The following is an 18411-nucleotide window of genomic DNA, read 5'->3' as shown; positions in this document are numbered from 1 at the left end:
GCGACGGTCTTGTGCGGGTCAGAAGTGGTCTCCGTCGAGACCGGTCTCGAATGCGTCGACCTCGTCCTGTGCCAGGTCGAGCAGGGGGAAGTCGGAGGGCGTCCGCCCGCCCGCGCCGGGGTCGGTGGTGTGGTCGGCGAGCCCGCCGAGCATCTCCAGCCAGGTGCGCCCGAGCCGCTCGGCCGCCGCCTCGTCGACGAGGGCCGCCGGCCAGCTCAGGGTGATCTCCAGTTCGGGGCCCGCCGGGGTGTCCCGGACCATGGCGCCCGCGTCGAGGAGGTGGAGCAGCGGCGTGTCAGGGTCGGCGGCTCCGCCGATCGCGGCGTCGCCGGTCAGCTGCCAGGGGGCCACCGGCCCCGGTCCTTCAGCGCCTGCGCCGCCGCTGCCGGTGGCGAACCGGCCCATGTAGGTGAAGCCGATCTCCGGGGCGGGCGCGGCCGCGAGGACGCGCCCCGTCTCCGGGTTGAGGTGCCGGAGCAGCTCGTAGCCGAGCCCGTCGCCGGGTATCGCACGCACCTGTTCCTTGACCGTCTTCACGAGGACACCGGCGGCCGGCCCTCCGGCGAGGACCTGCGGCAGGTCGACACCGCTCACGTCGAGCCGCACCGGGTGCGTACTGGCGAACCAGCCGACCGTGCGTGACAGATCGACGTCCCCGATCGGCTCACGGCCGTGCCCCTCCACGTCCACCAGGACGCGGTCCGCGGCGTCCGGCCGCCAGTGCGCCACGGCACCGCCTAGGGCGGCGAGCAGCACGTCGTCGACCCCGCAGTGGAACGCGGCGGTCGTCCGGCCGAGCAACGTGCCGACCTGCGCCCGCGGCAGCATCCAGGAGCGATGGCGCAGGATGCGTACGGTGTCGACGTCCTTGTCGACCTCCCGCAGCCCGAGCCGCGGCCGCGTCGCGCCGAGCAGCTCAAGCCAGCCCGCGAGCTCCGCGATCCGCCGTTCGCCTGCCGCCTCGGCGGAGAGGAGCTCCGCCCAGCGCCTGAACGACACACCCACCGGGTCCAGTTCGGGATCCCGTCCTGCGGCGACCGCCTCGCAGGCCGCGCGCAGGTCCGGTACGAGGACCCGCCAGGAGACGCCGTCGACCACCAAGTGGTGCGCGGCGATGACCAGTTGGCCGGTCCGGTCGGGACCCGCGTCCACCCAGGCCGCCTGCACCATCACCCCGGAGGCCGGGTCGAGGCGCCCGACGGCCTCCCGGGCGGCCCGCGCGGCCGTCGCGCCGATGTCGCCGGGTGCGGCCTCGATCCGGGTGACGAGGCGACCCGCTTCGACCGTGCCGCGCTCGCCGACGAGCAGCTTCGGCTCACCGGGCACGGCACGCGCCCGCAGCATGTCGTGGGCATCGAGCACGGCGGCGAGTCCGGCACTCAGCACGTCCAGGCCTAGACCGGCCGGAGCACCCACCGTCACCCACTGCGCGAACCCCGGGCGAGCGGCCCGCTCCCCCAGCACCCGCATCACGGGCGTCCACGGCACCTCGCCGACCCCCACCACGTCGGCCGCGCGCTCCTGCCCCGCGGCCTCCGCGACGCTCGCCAGCCGTTCCGGCGTCTTCTCCTCGAAGACCTGCCGGGGCGTCAGGACGAGCCCCGCCCTGCGCGCCCGCGAGGCCAACTGCATCGAACTGATCGAGTCGCCGCCCAGCTCGAAGAAGCCGTCCTCGACACCGACCCGATCCAGACCCAGCACCTCCGCGAACAGCGCGCACAAGGTCTCTTCGGCAGGCGTGGCAGGAGCCCGACCCGACACCCGCGCCTCGAAGTCGGGGGCGGGCAGCGCGGATCGGTCCACCTTCCCGTTCACGGTGAGCGGCAGCGCGTCCAGGACGAGGACGGTCGCGGGGACCATGAACTCGGGCAGGCGGGTCGCGGCGAACGTACGGATCGCCTCTCCGTCCGTGCCGTGGTTTGCGACCACATACCCGACGAGCCGCTTGTCGCCGGGCCGGTCCTCGCGTACGACCACGGCGGCCTGCCGCACGTCCGGATGCGCGGCGAGCACCGCTTCCACCTCACCGGGCTCCACGCGGAAGCCACGTATCTTGACCTGCTCGTCGGCACGTCCCGCGAACACCAGCTCGCCGTCGTCGGTCCAACGAGCCAGGTCACCCGTCCGGTACATCCGGCCACCGAAGGGGCAAGCTACGAAACGTTCGGACGTCAGACCGGAGCGGCCGACATACCCGCGCGCCACACCCGGACCCGCGACGTACAGCTCACCCGTCGCGCCGACCGGAACCGGTTTCAGGAAATCGTCCAGGACATAGGTGCGTACGTTGCCCAGCGGACGCCCGATCGGCGGCGAAGCGTCACCCGACCGGAGACCCGCATCCACGGGGCCCGCCGTCGCCATGACGGTCGCCTCGGTCGGCCCGTACGTGTTCCACACCCGGGCCTGCCCGGACCACCGAGCCGCCAGGTCGGCGGTCAGCAACTCCGCGCCCAGGACCCAGTTCCCGACACCCTCCACCGCCGTCGGATCCAGCACGCCCAGCAACGACGGCACCACACTCGCCGTACGCACTCCGGCTCCACGAATCATGGAGGCCAACTCAGCTCCGTCGGCGCGCTGTTCAGATGTCGCGATCGCCAGGGTGCCGCCGCCCGCGAGTGTCACGGCCACGTCCAGCACCGCCGCGTCGAAGCTGAACGACGCGAATTGCAGCGCGACGACGTCCTCCTCGATCCCCAGGACCGGCCGCATCGCCTCCGCCAGATTCACCAGGCCGCCATGCGCCACCGCCACACCCTTGGGGCGCCCGGTCGAACCGGACGTGTAGATGACATAGGCGAGTTGGTCCCCGGCGGGCCGCGTGCCCAGGGCTACGGCGGATTCCGCCGACACGGCCCGCGCGGTCGCCACGTCGTCGAGCAGCACGCTCCGCGCGACGCCGACAGGCACCCCGCTCAGCGTCCCGTCCGAGCCGAGCACCACCTCGGCCCCGCTGTCGGCGATCACGAACGCGAGGCGGTCCGCCGGATACTCCGGGTCCAGCGGGACGAACGCGCCACCCGCCTTCCACACCGCCAGCTCCGCCACCACCATGTCCACCCCACGCGGCAGACACAGACCCACCCGCGACTCACACCCCACACCCAGACCCCGCAGATACCGGGCAAGCCGATTCGCACGAACCTCCACCTCCCCGTACGACAAAGCCCGTTCACCCGAGACCACCGCCACCGCACCCGGCGACAACCCCACCCGCTCCTCGAACGCCTCCACCACCGAACCCGCCGCCACCGGCCGGCCCGTGTCGTTCCAGCGCTCCACGACCCGCAGGCGCTCGGACTCGGTCAGCACGTCGACCTGGGCGACCGGCGCCGTCGGGTCGGCGACGAACTGTTCCAGGACGCGGAGCAGCCGTTGCCCCGCCTCCGCCGACTCCCTGCGGCCGATGAGGTCGGGGCGGGAGGTGACGCGGACCATGACGCGGTCGGTCACGAGGATGCCGAGAGTGAGCGGGTAGTTGGTGGCCTGGTGGCCCGCCGAAGCGGTGAACGTGGGGCGGTCGGGGGTGGTCGGTGCCGCCGGGGGCTGGGGGTAGTTCTCGAACACCATGAGCGTGTCGAAGACGGCGCCGGGGCCCGCGAGCCGCTGGATCTCGGCGAGGCCCAGGTGCTGGTGGGCGAAGAGAGCGGACTGGCGTTCCTGGAGGCGCGTGAGCATCTCGGTGACCGGCTGCGCGCCGTCGAGCGGCACCCGTACGGGCAGGGTGTTGATGAGCAGCCCGACCATCGACTCCGCGCCGGGCAGATCCGTGGGCCTGCCCGCGACGGTGGCGCCGAACACCACGTCCGTACGACCGGCGAGCCGCGCGAGCACGAGCGCCCACGCGCCCTGGACCAGCGTGTTCACCGTCAGTCCGTGCGCGCGGGCCAGTTCGACCAGGGCGCGGGTCGATTCCTCGGGGAGCTGCACGACGCTCTCGTCGGGCAGCACGGGGGCCGTGCCGCGGTCCGCCGGTGCCACGAGCGTGGGCTGGTCGGCGCCCGCGAGTTCCGTGCGCCAGGCGGCCCGTGCCGCCTCCTTGTCCTGCCGGCCCAGCCACGCGAGGTACTCGCCGTACGAGGCCGCGCGGCGCAGCACGGAGGCGTCGCCGCCCGCCTCGTACACGGCCGCGAGTTCGTCGAGGAGCACCGGCATCGACCAGCCGTCCATCAGGAGGTGATGGGACGTCACGACGAGGCGGTGCCGGTGTGTGCCGAGGCGGACGAGCAGCAGGCGCAGCAGCGGCGGGACCGCGAGGTCGAGGCGTTCGTCCCGTTCCTGCGCGGCCAGCTTCGCCGCCTGGTCGGAGATGTCGGGTTCGGCGAGTCCGGACAGGTCGACCTCGCGCCAGGGCAGGGTCACGTTCCGCGTGATGAGCTGCACGGCCTCGCCGGTCCTACGGCGGTGGAAGCTCGCCCGCAGCGCCGCGTGCCGGTCGAGGAGCCGCTCCCAGGAGGTCCGCAACCGGGCCGCGTCCAGGGGTCCTTCGACGGCCAGCATGAACTGGACGGCGTAGACGTCGGGGCCCCGGTCGTCGAAGTCGGAGTGGAACAGGAGTCCTTCCTGCAACGGCGACAGCGGCCACACTTCGGTCAGGGCCGAGCCGTGGGCGGCGGTTGAGGACTTCACCGGGACAGGCCTCCCTCTAGTTTCGCGGCGATGGCTTGGAATTGGTCGATCTCGTCCTGTTCGAGGTCGAGCAGACGGAAGTCGGAGGGGGTGTGACCGCCCGCGTCCGGTTCGTCGGTGTGCGCGGCGAGCCCGCCGAGCAGCCGCACCCACGTGTGGCCGAGGTGCTCCACGTCGTCGGGCGACAGGAGGCGTTCGGGCCAGCTGAGCGTGACGGTGAGCTCGGGGCCCTCCGGGGTGTCCCGGACGACCGCGATGCCTTCCAGGACGTGCATCGCGGGCAGGTCACGGCCGGCCGAGCCGCCGGTGCCCGCCGCGCCGGCGAGCTGCCAGGGGCCGGTGCGGTCGGCGTGGTTCGCGCTGCCGACACGAGTACCGGTACCGGTACCCATACCGGCACCGGATCCAGCGCCCGCACCCGCTCCCGCTCCCGCTCCCGCTCCCGAGGCGAACCGGCCCAGGTAGTTGAAGCCGATCTGCGCGGCCGGTGCGGCGTCCAGGACGGTGCCGGTCCCGGGGTTGAGGTGGCGCAGGAGTTCGTAGCCGAGTCCGTCACCGGGCACCGCCCTGGCCTGCTCCTTGACGGCCTTCACCAACGTACCGGCCGCCCCTCCCCCGACCATAGCGGCGTCCAGGTCGGCGCCGGTCACCTCCAGGCGTACGGGGTGCGCGCCGGTGAACCAGCCGACCGTGCGCGACAGGTCCACGTCCCCGAGCTGCTCGCGGCCGTGTCCCTCGACGGTGACCAGGAGTCCGGTGCCGGTCCCTGGCCGCCAGTGCGCGACGGCGCCCGCGAGGGTGGCGAGCAGCACGTCGTCCACGCCGCAGTGGAACGCGGCCGGGGTCCGGCCCACCAGGGTGGCCGCCTGGTGCGGCGGCACCACCCAGGAGCGGCGGCGCAGCGTGTCCGCCGTGTCGACGTCCCGGTCCAACGGATGGCGCCCCAGCGGGCGTTGGGGCTGTCCGAGCAGGGCGAGCCACTCCGTGAGCTCCGCGACGCGGCTCTCGTCGGCGGCTTCCGCGGCGAGCAGTTCCGCCCAGCGCCTGAAGGATGTCCCGATCGGGTCGAGGCCGGGTGTGCGTCCTTCGGCCACCGCCTCGCAGGCGGCGCGCAGATCGGGTACGAGGATCCGCCAGGACACTCCGTCGACCACCAGGTGGTGGACCACCAGCACGATACGGCCGGTGCGGCCGGGGCCCGCGTCGACCCACACGGCGCGCATCATCACACCGGCCGCGGGGTCGAGTCCTGCCGCCGCCTCGCGCGCGGCGCGTCCGGCGATCTCGTCGAGTGCGTCATCGGTCAAGGGCTCCGCTGCGGAAGCGGCGACCGCGGCGGAACCGGCGACGGCTGCGGAACCGGCGGCCATGGTGGAATCGGCGACGGCTACGGAATCGGCGGCCACGGTGGAATCGGCGGCCGCAGCCGCGTCCACCCGCGACACGAGCCCTGCCGACAGGAGCCCCGCCGCATCCACCACCCCCCGCTCGCCGACGATCAGCTTCGGCTCCCCCGGCACGGTCCGCGCCCGCAGCATGTCGTGCGCGTCCAGCACGGCCGCCAGGCCCGCGCTCAGCACGTCGAGGCCGAGCCCCGCCGGGGCTCCCACCGTCATCCACTGGGTGAATGCGGGGTCGGCGACCCGTTCGCCGAAGGACCGCATGACCGGCGTCCACGGCACCTCGCCGACGCCGCCGCCCGACATGACGCCCGTGTCCGCGGCGACCTCCGCCACCTCGGCGAGCCGTTCGGAGGTCTTCTCCTCGAACACCTGTCGGGGCGTCACGACCAGGCCGGCCCGCCGGGCCCGCGACACCAGTTGCATGGAGCTGATGGAGTCGCCGCCCAGTTCGAAGAAGCTGTCGTCGGCGCCGACCCGTTCCAGGCCGAGCATCTCGGCGAAGAGGGTGCACAGGATCTCCTCTGCCGGTGTGCGCGGCGCCCGTCCCGCGACGCGTTCGGCGAAGTCGGGCGCGGGCAGCGCGGCCCGGTCCACCTTGCCGTTCGCCGTACGGGGCAGTGCGTCGAGGACGACGACCGCCGCGGGCACCATGTACTCGGGCAGCACCCCGGCCGCGTGGGCGCGCACCGTCCGGCCGTCCACCGCCCCCGCGTCGGCGGCCGCGTAGCCGACGAGCCGCCGCTCGCCCGGCCTGTCCTCCCTGACGACGACGGCCGCCTGGCGCACTCCGGGGCAGCCCGCGAGCGCCGCCTCGATCTCGCCGGGTTCGACCCGGTGACCGTGGATCTTGAGCTGTTCGTCCGCCCGCCCGGCGAAGACGAGTTCCCCGCGCCCGGTCCACCGCACCACGTCACCGGTCCGGTACATCCGCTCGCCGGGGCCGAACGGGCAGGCCACGAACCGCTGGGCGGACAGGCCCGCGCGCCGCAGGTACCCGCGGGCGAGCCCGGCCCCCGCGACGTACAGCTCGCCCGCGACGCCCACCGGCACCGGCCGCAGGGCCGCGTCCAGGACGTACACCTGGGTGTTGGCGATGGGGCGGCCGATCGACGGGACGGCCTCGACGTCGTCCACGAGGTTGACCGTGGAGATGACCGTCGACTCCGTGACGCCGTACTGGTTGAACATGGACCGCCCCGACGACCAGCGCCTGCGCACCTCGGCGGGCATGGCCTCGCCTCCGGTGATGAGCACCCGCAGCTCCGGCAGTTCCTCCGCGAGCATCTGCGACAGGAAAGCCGGGGGGATCGCCGCGTGCGTGACCCGGCGGTCGCGGATCAGGCCGCCGAGCTCCGCCCCGGTGACGTCGAGACGCGCGGGGGCGAGGACGAGGCGGCCGCCCGCGCACAACGTCGGCCAGATGTCCGCCATGGAGACGTCGAAGCTGGGTGACACGAGTTGCAGGACGCTGCTGTCCGCGCCGACCTCGTACCGTCGCACGTTCTCCGCGACGAGGTTGCGCAGCCCGCCGTGCGACACCGCCACGCCCTTGGGCGCCCCGGTCGAGCCCGAGGTGTAGATGACGTACGCCGCGTGGTCGGCCCGCAGCGGAGCCAGCCGCTCCGCGTCGCCGACGGGGCCTCCCGCGCACCGCGCCACCGCGTCCGCCACCTCCGGATCGTCCATGACGACGACACGTCCGGTGAACCCGGTCGGCACCACGCCCCGGGTCGCCCCGGTGCACAGCACCACGTCGGGCGCGGCGTCGCCCAGCACGTAGGCGATCCGCTCCGGCGGGTAGCCCGCGTCGACCGGGACGTACACGCCGCCCGCCATCGACACCGCGAGGAGCGACACCACCAGCTCCACGGACCGCTCGCCGAGCACGGCCACCCGGCACTCGGGGCCGACGCCGACCCGGATGAGGTGACGCGCGAGGCGGCCCGCGTCGGAAGCCAACTCGGCGTACGACAGCGCCTGTTCGGGCCGTGTTCCCACTCCGTCCGCGCCGGAAATGAGCGCCGCGGCGCCCGGCGTCCGTTCCGCCTGGCGGCCGAACAGCTCGGGCGCGAGGGCATCCGGCTCCGCGGTCGTCGTGTCGTTCCAGTGCCCCAGGAGCCGGGCGCGCTCGGCCGACGTCAGGACGTCGATCTCGCCGATCCGCAACTCGGGGTCGGCGGCCACCTGCTGGAGCACATGCGCGAGGCGCTCGGCGAGGGCGCGGGCCGTGCCGTCGTCGAAGAGGTCCGTGGCGTACAGGATCTCGCCGTCGAGCCCGGCAGGCGCCCCGCGCTCGTCACGCCGCTCGACGACCGAGAGCGCCAGGTCGAACCGGGCGGCGAGCTCGGGCGGCAGGGGCGCGGGCCGCACCTCGACGCCCGGCAGCCCCCACTCGAACTCCGGCACGTTCTGGAGGGCGAGCATCACCTGGAACAGCGGGTTGCGGGAGAGCGAGCGCGACGAGCTCAGCTCGTCGACGAGCCGTTCGAAGGGGACGTCCTGGTGCGCGTACGCCGCCAGGTCGGCGGACCGCACCCGCTCCAGGAGTTCCACGAAGGTGGGGTCGCCGCCCAAGTCCGTACGCAGTACGAGGGTGTTGACGAAGAACCCGGCCAGCTCCTCAAGCGCGGCGTCCCCGCGTCCCGCGGTCGGCGTGCCGAGCACGATGTCGTCGCCCGCACCCAGGCGCGACAGGAGCACGCTCATCGCCGCGTGCACGACCATGAACATCGTCGCCCGGCCCTGTCCCGCCAGGTCCACGAGCCGCGCGTGGGTCTCCGCGTCGGCGCCGACCGGCACCAGCCGTCCGAGGAACGAGGGCAGGGCGGGCCGCGCCCGGTCGACGGGGAGGGCGAGCTCCTGCGGTGCGTCCGCCAACGCGGCCCGCCAGTAGGCGAGTTGGCTACTGATCACGCTGTCCGGGTCGCCGGGGTCTCCCAGGACTTCCCGCTCCCACAGGGCGTAGTCGGCGTACTGGACCGCCAGGGGCGCCAGGGACGACGACCGGCCACCGGTGCGCCGCGCCGTGTACGCCGCTTCCAGATCGCGCGCGAGGACCCCCATCGACCAGCCGTCGGCGGCCACGTGGTGCGCCACCACCGACAGCACGAATTCCCCCGGCCCCACGGTGAGCAGCCAGGCCCGCCACGGCAGGTCCGCGCCCAGGTCGAAGCCGCCGGCCAGCTGGTCGGCGAGCAGCCCCGCGACCTGGTCCTCGTCGGCACGCACGAGGGTCAGCGGCGGCCGTCCCGCGTCGCCGTCGAGCACCCGCTGGTGGGGCACGCCCTCCACGTCGGGGAAGACCGTGCGCAGACTCTCGTGCCGGTCGGCGACATCCCCGAACGCCGCCTCAAGCGCCGCCACGTCAAGGTCACCCGAAATCCGCAGCACGAGCGGCAAGTTGTACGCGGCAGCGGCCCCCGGCACCGTCTCCTCAAGCCGGTTCAGGAACCACATCCGCTGCTGCGCGAACGACAACGGCAGCACATCGGGACGCACGTACGGCCGCAACGCCACCCGCCCCGGGCTCATGCCCTCGCCGACGAGCCGCGCCAGGCCCTCCACCGTCGGCGCGCCGAACAACTCCCCTATCCCCAGGTCGACATCGAGCACCGCACGTACGCGGGCGACCAGCCGCATCCCGAGGAGCGAGTCACCTCCGAGGTCGAAGAACCCGTCGTCGATCCCCACCCATTCGAGCCCGAGCACCTCGGCGAAGAGCCCGCACAGGATCTCCTCGGACTGCGTACGCGGCTCGCGGCCGCTAACCCGGGCGGCGAAGTCCGGCGCGGGCAGGGCGGCACGGTCGAGCTTCCCGTTCACCGTGAGCGGCAGCGCGTCCAGGACGAGGACCGCCGCGGGCACCATGAACTCCGGGAGATGGGCGGCCACATGACGCCGCACGTCCTCAGGGGCCGCGTCTTCGGACACGACGTAGCCGATCAGGCGTTTGTCGCCGGGCCGGTCCTCGCGTACGACCACGGCGGCCTGCCGCACGGCCGGATGCGCGGCGAGGACGGCCTCCACCTCACCCGGCTCCACGCGGAAGCCACGTATCTTGACCTGCCCGTCGGCCCGCCCCGCGAACAGCAACTGCCCGTCCGGGGCCCATCGGGCCAGGTCACCCGTCCGGTACATCCGGCCACCGTCACCGCCGAAGGGGCAGGCCACGAAGCGCTCGGAGGTCAGGCCAGGGCGTCCCACGTATCCGCGCGCCACACCCGGACCCGCGACATACAGCTCCCCCGTCGCACCGACCGGAACCGGCTTCAGGAAATCGTCCAGGACATACGTGCGTACGTTGCCCAGCGGACGCCCGATGGGCGGCGAGGCGTCCCCCGGGCCGATCCCCGCATCCACTGGACCCGCCGTCGCCATGACGGTCGCCTCCGTGGGCCCATACGTGTTCCACACCCGGGCCTGCCCGGACCATCGAGCCGCCAGGTCGGCGGTCAGCAACTCCGCGCCCAGGACCCAGTTCCCGACCCCGTCGACCGTCGCCGGATCCAGCACGCCAAGGAGGGAAGGCACCACACTCGCCGTACTCACACGCGTACGCCGCAACATCGCCGCCAGCGCCGACGGCTCCGCCCGTTCCTCGGCCGACGCGACCGCCAGCGTCCCGCCGCCCGCCAGCGTCACCGCGACATCGAGCACCGCCGCGTCGAAGCTGAACGACGCGAACTGCAGGACGACCACACCCTCGGCGACCCCGAGTACCGGCCGCATCGCCTCGGCCAGGTTCGCCAGGCCGCCGTGCGCCACCGCGACGCCCTTCGGGCGACCCGTCGACCCCGACGTGTAGATGACATAGGCGAGTTGATCCGGTGTGGTGCGTGTCGCCAGAGGCCCGGCTGCGACGTATGCCGTGTCTGCCGCCTCGTGTTCCTCGCGTTCCTCCTCTTCCTCATCGAGGAGCACCACCCGCGCCGCCCCGACCGGTACCCCGGTCAGAGACCCGGCAAGGCCGACCACGACCTCCGCACCACTGTCCGCGACCATGAACCCGAGCCGGTCCACCGGATACTCCGGATCCAACGGCACGAACGCACCGCCCGCCTTCCACACCGCCAACTCCGCCACCACCATGTCCACCCCACGCGGCAGACACAGACCCACCCGCGACTCACACCCCACACCCAGACCCACCAGGCGCCGAGCCAAACGATTCGCCTCGGTGTTCAACTGGCCGTAGGTGAGGGTGCGTTCACCGGATACGACGGCCGTCACGTGGGGCGAGGAAGCCGCCCGCGCCTCGAACGCCGCCGGCACGGAACCCGACACCACGGGCCGGTCCGTGTCGTTCCACTGCTCCACGACCCGGGACCGCTCGGCCTCGGTCAGGACGTCCACCTCGCTGAGGCGGATGTCCGGGTGGGCGGCGACCTGTTCGAGGACGCGTGTGAGGCGCTCCGCCAAGGTGTGGGCCGTGCCCTCGTCGAAGAGGTCCGTGGCGTAGAGGATGTCGCCGTCGAGACCGCCGGGCTCGCCGTCAACGTCACGCCGCTCCGTGAACGTCACCGCCAGGTCGAACCGTGCGGCGGGCGCCGCCATCGACGCCGATGTGACCCGCGCACCCCGCAGCCGCCACTCGGGATCGGGCACGTTCTCCAGGGCCAGCATCACCTGGAACAGCGGATTTCGGGACACCGAACGCGCGGGATTGACCTCGTCGACCAGGCGCTCGAAGGGGACGTCCTGATGCGCGTACGCCGCCAGGTCCGCGGCCCGCACCCGCTCCAGGATTTCCACGAAGGTGGGGTCGCCGCCCAAGTCCGTACGCAGTACGAGGGTGTTGACGAAGAACCCGGCCAGCTCCTCAAGGGCGGCGTCCCCGCGTCCTGCGGTCGGCGTGCCGAGCACGATGTCGTCGCCCGCACCCAGGCGCGACAGGAGCACGCTCATCGCCGCGTGCACGACCATGAACATCGTCGCCCGGCCCTCCCCCGCCAGGTCCACGAGCCGCGCATGTGTCTCCGCGTCGGCGTCGACCGGCACCCGGCGCCCTTGGAAGGACGGCACGGCGGGCCGCGCCCGGTCCACCGGGAGCGCGATCTCCTGCGGCACACCTGCCAAGGTCTGTCGCCAGTAGGACAGTTGGCCGCTCAGCACGCTGCCCGGGTCGTCCAGTTCCCCCAGGAGCTCCCGCTGCCAGAGCGCGTAGTCGGCGTACTGCACGGGCAAGGGTGTCCACTCCGGCGCCCGGCCCTCGTCGCACCGCGCCGCGTACGCCGTTTCGAGGTCGCGCGCGATGACCCCCATGGACCAGCCGTCCACAGCCACGTGGTGCGCCACCAGCGACAGCACGGAATCCGTGGCGCCGAGTTTCAACAGAGCTGCACGCCAGGGCAGTTCTACTCGCAGGTCGAAGCCCCTGGCCTCGTGTTCCGCCAGCATTTCGTCCGCCTGGTCCGCACCGGGCTCCGCCAGCGCGAGGCGCGGCCGGCCCGCCTCGCCGTCGAGCACCCGCTGACGGGGTACACCGTTGAGGTCGGGGAAAACCGTGCGCAGGCTCTCGTGCCGGTCGGCGACATCCCCGAGCGCCGCCTCCAGGGCCGCCACGTCAAGGTCACCCGAAATCCGCAGCACGAGCGGCAAGTTGTACGCGGCCGCCGCCCCCGGCACCGTCTCCTCAAGCCGGTTCAGGAACCACATCCGCTGCTGCGCGAACGACAACGGCAGCACATCGGGACGCACATACGGCCGCAACGCCACCCGCCCCGGGCTCATGCCCTCGCCGACGAGCCGCGCCAGGCCCTCCACCGTCGGCGCGCCGAACAACTCCCCTATCCCCAGGTCGACATCGAGCACCGCACGTACGCGGCCGACCAGCCGCATCCCCGACAGCGAATCCCCGCCCAGGTCGAAGAACGACACGTCCGCACCGACCCGCCCCAGCCCGAGCACCTCGCCGAACAGCCCGCACAGCACCTCTTCCACGGACGTCGCGGGGCCTCGGCCGCTTCCCGTACCGGCGAAATCCGGTGCGGGAAGGGCAACGCGGTCCAGTTTTCCGTTGGCGGTGAGCGGGAGCGCGTCCAGGTCGAGGACCGCGGCGGGCACCATGTACTCCGGCAGGGCCCCGGCCAGGTGCGCGCGCAGCTCGTGCGGGGTCGCGGTGACCGCGCCTTCGGAGACCACGTAGCCGATCAGGCGTTTGTCGCCGGGCCGGTCCTCGCGTACGACCACGGCGGCCTGCCGCACGGCCGGATGCGCGGCGAGGACGGCCTCCACCTCACCCGGCTCCACGCGGAAGCCACGTATCTTGACCTGCTCGTCGGCCCGCCCCGCGAACACCAACTCGCCGTCCGCCGTCCACCGGGCCAGGTCACCCGTCCGGTACATCCGGCCACCGTCACCACTGAAGGGGCAGGCCACGAAGCGCTCCGACGTCAGACCGGGCCGACCCACGTATCCCCGCGCCACACCCGGACCCGCCACATACAGCTCGCCGGTCACCCCCGCGGGCACGGGCCGCAGGTGCGCGTCCAGGACGTACGTCTTGACATTGCCCAGCGGGCGCCCGATCGGCGGCGGAGCGTCCTGCGGGCGGATGTCTCCCGCCACCGGTCCCGCCGTGGTGATCACGGTCGCCTCGGTGGGGCCGTACGTGTTCCACACCCGGGCCTGGCCGGTCCACCGGCCCGCCAGATCAGCCGTCAGCAACTCCGCACCCAGGACCCAGTTCCCGACACCCTCCACCGTCGCCGGATCCAGCACGCCAAGGAGAGAGGGCACCACACTCGCCGTGCTCACACCCGTGCGCCGCAACATCGCCGCCAGCGCCGACGGCTCCGCCCGCTCCTGCGCCGACGCGACCGCCAGCGTCCCCCCACCCGCCAGCGTCACCGCGACATCGAGCACCGCCGCGTCGAAGCTGAACGACGCGAACTGCAACACCACCACACCCTCGGCAACCCCGAGCACCGGCCGCATCACCTCGGCCAGGTTCACCACACCGCCATGCGCCACCGCGACGCCCTTCGGGCGACCCGTCGACCCCGACGTGTAGATGACGTACGCGAGTTGGTCGGGCAGAGGGGCCATGCCCAGCCGAGCGTCGGACTCGGCAGCGACCGTCCGCGCGGTCCGCGCCTCGTCGAGGAGGACTGTCCGCGCCGAACCAACGGGCACCCCGGTCAGCGACCCGGCAAGGCCGACCACGACCTCCGCACCACTGTCGGCCACCATGAACCCGAGGCGGTCCGTCGGGTACTCCGGATCCAACGGGACGAACGCACCGCCCGCCTTCCACACCGCCAACTCCGCCACCACCACGTCCACCCCACGCGGCAGACACAGACCCACCCGCGACTCACACCCCACACCCAGACCCCGCAGATACCGGGCAAGGCGGTTCGAGCGTGATTCCAACTCGGCGTAGGAGAGCCGGTGTTCACCGGCCGTCACCGCGGTCGCGTCCGGTGACCGGTCCGCCCAGCCCTCGAATGCCCCGAGCACCGAGACGGCCGCCACCGGCCGGGCCGTGTCGTTCCAGCCGCGCACCACGCGCAGCCGCTCCGCGCCGTTCACCGTGTCCAGGCGGCCCACCGGCGACGCCGGTTCGGACACGGCGTGTTCGAGGAACGCGAGGAACGAGCGGTGGGCCGCGCCGAGCCAGTCGCCGTCGTGGAGCGTGGGGTTGGCCTCGAAGGTGACGCGCATGCCCTCGTTCTCCGACCAGCCGCTCACCAGTACGCCGAAGTCCTCGACGCGGCGGCTCGACACATCGCGTACGACGCCCCGGTGCGCGCCGAAGCGGAGGGTTTCGCCGGCCATCGGCATCACGTTCACGTACGGGCCGAAGTGCCAGCGGTCGCCGGTGGGCCAGGTGAGTTCGCGGCGCAGGCGCTCGCCGCGGAACGCCTGGTGGTCCAGGAGGTCGCCGACCTCGCGGCCCGCCGTCCGCGCCAGGTCGAGCAGGCTCAGGGCGGGGGGCGTGGGCAGGCGCAGGGGCAGGATGTTCGCCATCGTGCAGGGCGTGCGCCGCGCCTCGTGCGTGGTGCGTCCGGCGACCGGGAGGCTCAGGACCGTCTCGTCCGCTCCGGCCATCCGGCCCGTGAAGGCCGCGAAGGCCCCGACGACGAGCCTCGGCCAGCTGACTCCGGCGCGGGCCGCCGCCGCACGCAGGGCCGCCACGGCGGAGAGCGGTAACTCTCCTGCCTGACACAGGACTTCGAGCGTGACGCCACCGGGTGTGTCACTGCCGCTCCCGCCGCTCGCACCGCTCCGGCTCGCCGCGCCGCTGACCGGTGCGACGTGTCCCGGTACCCCCGCCGACTCGGGGCGGTCCGCGAAGCGGTCGAGCCAGTAGCGGCGGTCACGTTCGGCCCGCTCCGAGTCGCGATAGGCGGCCTCCTGCCCCAACAAGGCGCTCAGGGAGGCCTGTTGCGCGGGCTCAGGGTCGGTCCCGGTCAGCAGTGCCGTGTAGAGGTGCGCGACGCGGCGGGCCACCAGGGAGCAGCCGAACGCGTCCATCAGGAGGTGGTCGTAGCGCTGGAACCAGAGGTAGTGGTCGTGGGCGAGACGGAAAAGGGTGTAGGAGAAGAGCCGGTCGGCGTCGGCGCCCTTCTCCATGCGGAGTTCCGCCCGCATCCACGCCTCGGCGGCCGCCTTCGGCTCGTCCTCGGCGCTGAGGTCGATGACGCTGAGATCGGTGAAGCCGAGGTCAACGGATTCGGTGTCGATGGCACCGGGGCCGATGGCACCGAGATCGACCGCGCCGGAATCCCGGAAAGGGGCCAGGATCTGGGCCACTTGCCCCTGGTCGCCGTATTCCACGCCCCGTACATGCAGGATTTCCGTCTCGGCGACGACCTGCCGCAGTGCGCGCTGAAATGTCTTCGCATCGACAGGGCCGAGGATTTCGACGTACTGGCCGACGCTGTAGAGGCGGCGTGAGCCCGCCACGCGTTGCGCGAGCCAGATTCCTTCCTGGGAGTCGAACAGGGGCAGAGCGCGACCAGCCGTGCCGTTCATATATCCCCCTAGCCGCGCTATCCGCGTCGGCTGTTTCCTCGACTCCATTCGGACGAACACGCAGGGGGACGATACTCATCGGCCGCCGTGAAGGCGATGAATTGCCGGGAGCCCCGCCCATTACCCGGCCGTCCGAGCCCGTCCAAGCGATGTCCAAGCGACGTCCGGCTCTGTCCAACCGCTCATTCCGCGCACTTGGACACCTGGACGAAGACCTGGACGGGCCTGCGCGCATTCCAGGTTAGGGCGGGTGTGTATTCCACGCGAGCGTCCGGGATTACCCGCACGGACGCCTCTCGGATCGCGCCGTTATCGGCTTTCGGTCGCGCCGAATTCGCGCTCGCCGGGACGGTCGCCCGGACGCGCCCCCGGCCCCTGGGTCACCGCGGCCGGCGGGACCGGCGGAGGTGGCGGCCTGTGCAGGCCGAGGTGCCTGGCGGGCTGGTCCGCCACCCGTGGCGGGAAGGCCGCCTCGACGACGAGGCCGCCCCCGGGCCTGGCCTCCGCGCGCAGCGCTGCGCCGTGCGCGACGGCGATGGAGCGCACGATCGAAAGCCCCAGGCCGTGGTGGCCGTCGCCGGAGCTGCGGTCGAGTCGCTGGAAGGGTTCGAGGAGCCGGCCCACCCGGTCCCGCGGGATCGTGGGGCCCGTGTTGGAGACGCGTACGACGGCGTTGCCGCCCTCGACGCCGGCGAAGACGCGCACCCAGCCGCCCGGCACGTTGTAGCCGAGGGCGTTGTCCACGAGGTTGGCCACCAGCCGTTCGACCAGCGCGCCGTCGCCCCAGATGTCGGCCCGCCCCGTCACCGCCTCCACCCGCAGCCCCCGTCGCTGCGCCTCCGCGCGCCAGCCGAGCACCACCTGGTCCGTGACCTCGCCGAGGTCGAGCGCTTCCCTGCGGTCCGGGCCGCGTTCGCTGCTGGAGAGGGTCAGCAGGGACTCCAGGAGTCTGGCCTGCTGCTCGCTGAGGACCAGCAGGCGTTCGAAGTTGGACCGGAACGAGTCCACGGTGGCGTCGCGGTCGATCAGCGACTCCTCCAGGAGCGCGTGTTCCACCGTCAGTGGTGTGCGTAGTTCGTGTGCCGCGTTGGCCACGAACCGTTTGTGTGAGTCGAGGGCGGTCTCCAGGCGCCCGAGCAGCCCGTCGACGGTGTCCGCGAGGTCCTTGAGTTCGTCGCCGGGGCCCTCGACGGCGAGGCGTTCGTGGACGTTGCGCGCGGAGATCCGCTGGATGCTGGAGGTCATGGTGCGCAGCGGCCGCAGCACCCGGCCCGCGACCAGCCAGCCGAGGCCGATGGCGATCACCGACATGATGGCCAGCGCGATGCCGGACTCGATGAGCAGGTCGTGCATCTCGGCCGCGTGCTGGCGCACCGCCTGCTGCCGCTGTGCCTCGGCGAAGGCGTCGACCGTGCTGGGCGCCATGCCGTCCGGGTAGAGGTGGATCCCGCCGTCCGCGGGGAATCCGGTGCTCCCGCCGGGGACGCTGGCGCGGCTGAACAGGAAGAAGCCGTTGGGCCTGTTGGCCAGCAGATAGGTGATGGTGAGCAGGACCGCGCCCGAGAGGACGAACATCAGCCCGTAGAGCAGGGTGAGCCGCATCCGGACCCTGCGCGGCAGCAGCCGGGAGACGAGCACGGCGCGGACCCGGGCGGCCCGGGGCGAGCTGGGCAGACGCATCGGCATCTCACCTCACATCTTCAGATCCGGTACCCGCCGCGCGGCACGGTCTCGACCAGGGGCGGTGCGCCCAGTTTCGACCGCAGACGGTTGATCGTGGCCTTGACCGTGGTGGTGAACGGGTCGGCCGCCTCGTCCCACACCCGCTCCAGGAGTTCCTCGGCCGACACCACGCGCCCCTGGGCGGTGAGCAGATACTCCAGGACCGCGAATTCCTTGGGGGTGAGCGCGAGCCGCTCCTCGGAGCGCGTCGCGATGCGCTGCGCGGGGTCGAGCCGCAGGTCGCCGTGGACCAGGACCGGCGGGACCGCCGTCGCCGAGCGCCGGGCCACCGCCCGGATGCGGGCGACGAGTTCGGCGTACGCGAAGGGTTTGGGCAGGTAGTCGTCCGCGCCGAGAGTGAGGCCCTCCACGCGGTCCGCGATGGTCCCCGACGCCGTCAGCATCAGCACGCGTGTACGGGCGGGTTCCTCGACCAGCACCCCGCAGACCTCGTCGCCGTGGATGCCGGGCAGGTCGCGGTCGAGCACGACCACGTCGTAGTCCACCACCGAGGTGCGTTCCAGGGCGCTCTCGCCGTCGTACACGACGTCGACCGCCATGCCCTCCCTGCGCAGCACCCGCGCCACCGACTCGGCCAGTTCGGCATGGTCCTCGACCACCAGCACTCTCACCGCTCACCCCCACCTAAGCGCGCGTTGCGACCGGGCTGAGCGGG

General features: G+C 72.8%; 4 protein-coding genes. All 4 read right to left on the bottom strand.

Annotated features, from left to right (window positions below):
• Positions 1 to 18: 18 nt before the first annotated feature.
• The 4 genes from ACIO9J_RS21180 to ACIO9J_RS21165 all read right to left on the bottom strand — a co-directional run bounded on the left by ACIO9J_RS21180 (position 19) and on the right by ACIO9J_RS21165 (position 18367).
• Positions 19 to 4632: an amino acid adenylation domain-containing protein gene (locus tag ACIO9J_RS21180; protein WP_402001550.1), complete on the bottom strand. Its 4614-nt coding sequence runs from the start codon at positions 4630 to 4632 to the stop codon at positions 19 to 21.
• A complete protein-coding gene (locus ACIO9J_RS21175) occupies positions 4629 to 16013 on the bottom strand; it encodes an amino acid adenylation domain-containing protein (RefSeq protein WP_402001547.1) in 11385 nt (3794 codons plus the stop codon). The genes ACIO9J_RS21180 and ACIO9J_RS21175 overlap by 4 nt, the downstream gene beginning before the upstream one ends.
• Before the next feature lie 309 nt (positions 16014 to 16322).
• On the bottom strand, positions 16323 to 17693 hold the full coding sequence (locus ACIO9J_RS21170) for a sensor histidine kinase (protein WP_402001544.1): 1371 nt from the start codon (positions 17691 to 17693) through the stop codon (positions 16323 to 16325).
• 20 nt (positions 17694 to 17713) lie between these two features.
• Positions 17714 to 18367, bottom strand: a complete 654-nt coding sequence (locus tag ACIO9J_RS21165; protein ID WP_402001541.1) for a response regulator transcription factor — start codon at positions 18365 to 18367, stop codon at positions 17714 to 17716.
• Between the last annotated feature and the right edge of the window lie 44 nt (positions 18368 to 18411).

This window comes from Streptomyces sp. NPDC087300, assembly GCF_044744425.1.
Classification (GTDB): domain Bacteria; phylum Actinomycetota; class Actinomycetes; order Streptomycetales; family Streptomycetaceae; genus Streptomyces.
Note: the sequence above shows the minus strand (reverse complement) of the source record. Positions and strands in the feature narration are given on the sequence as shown.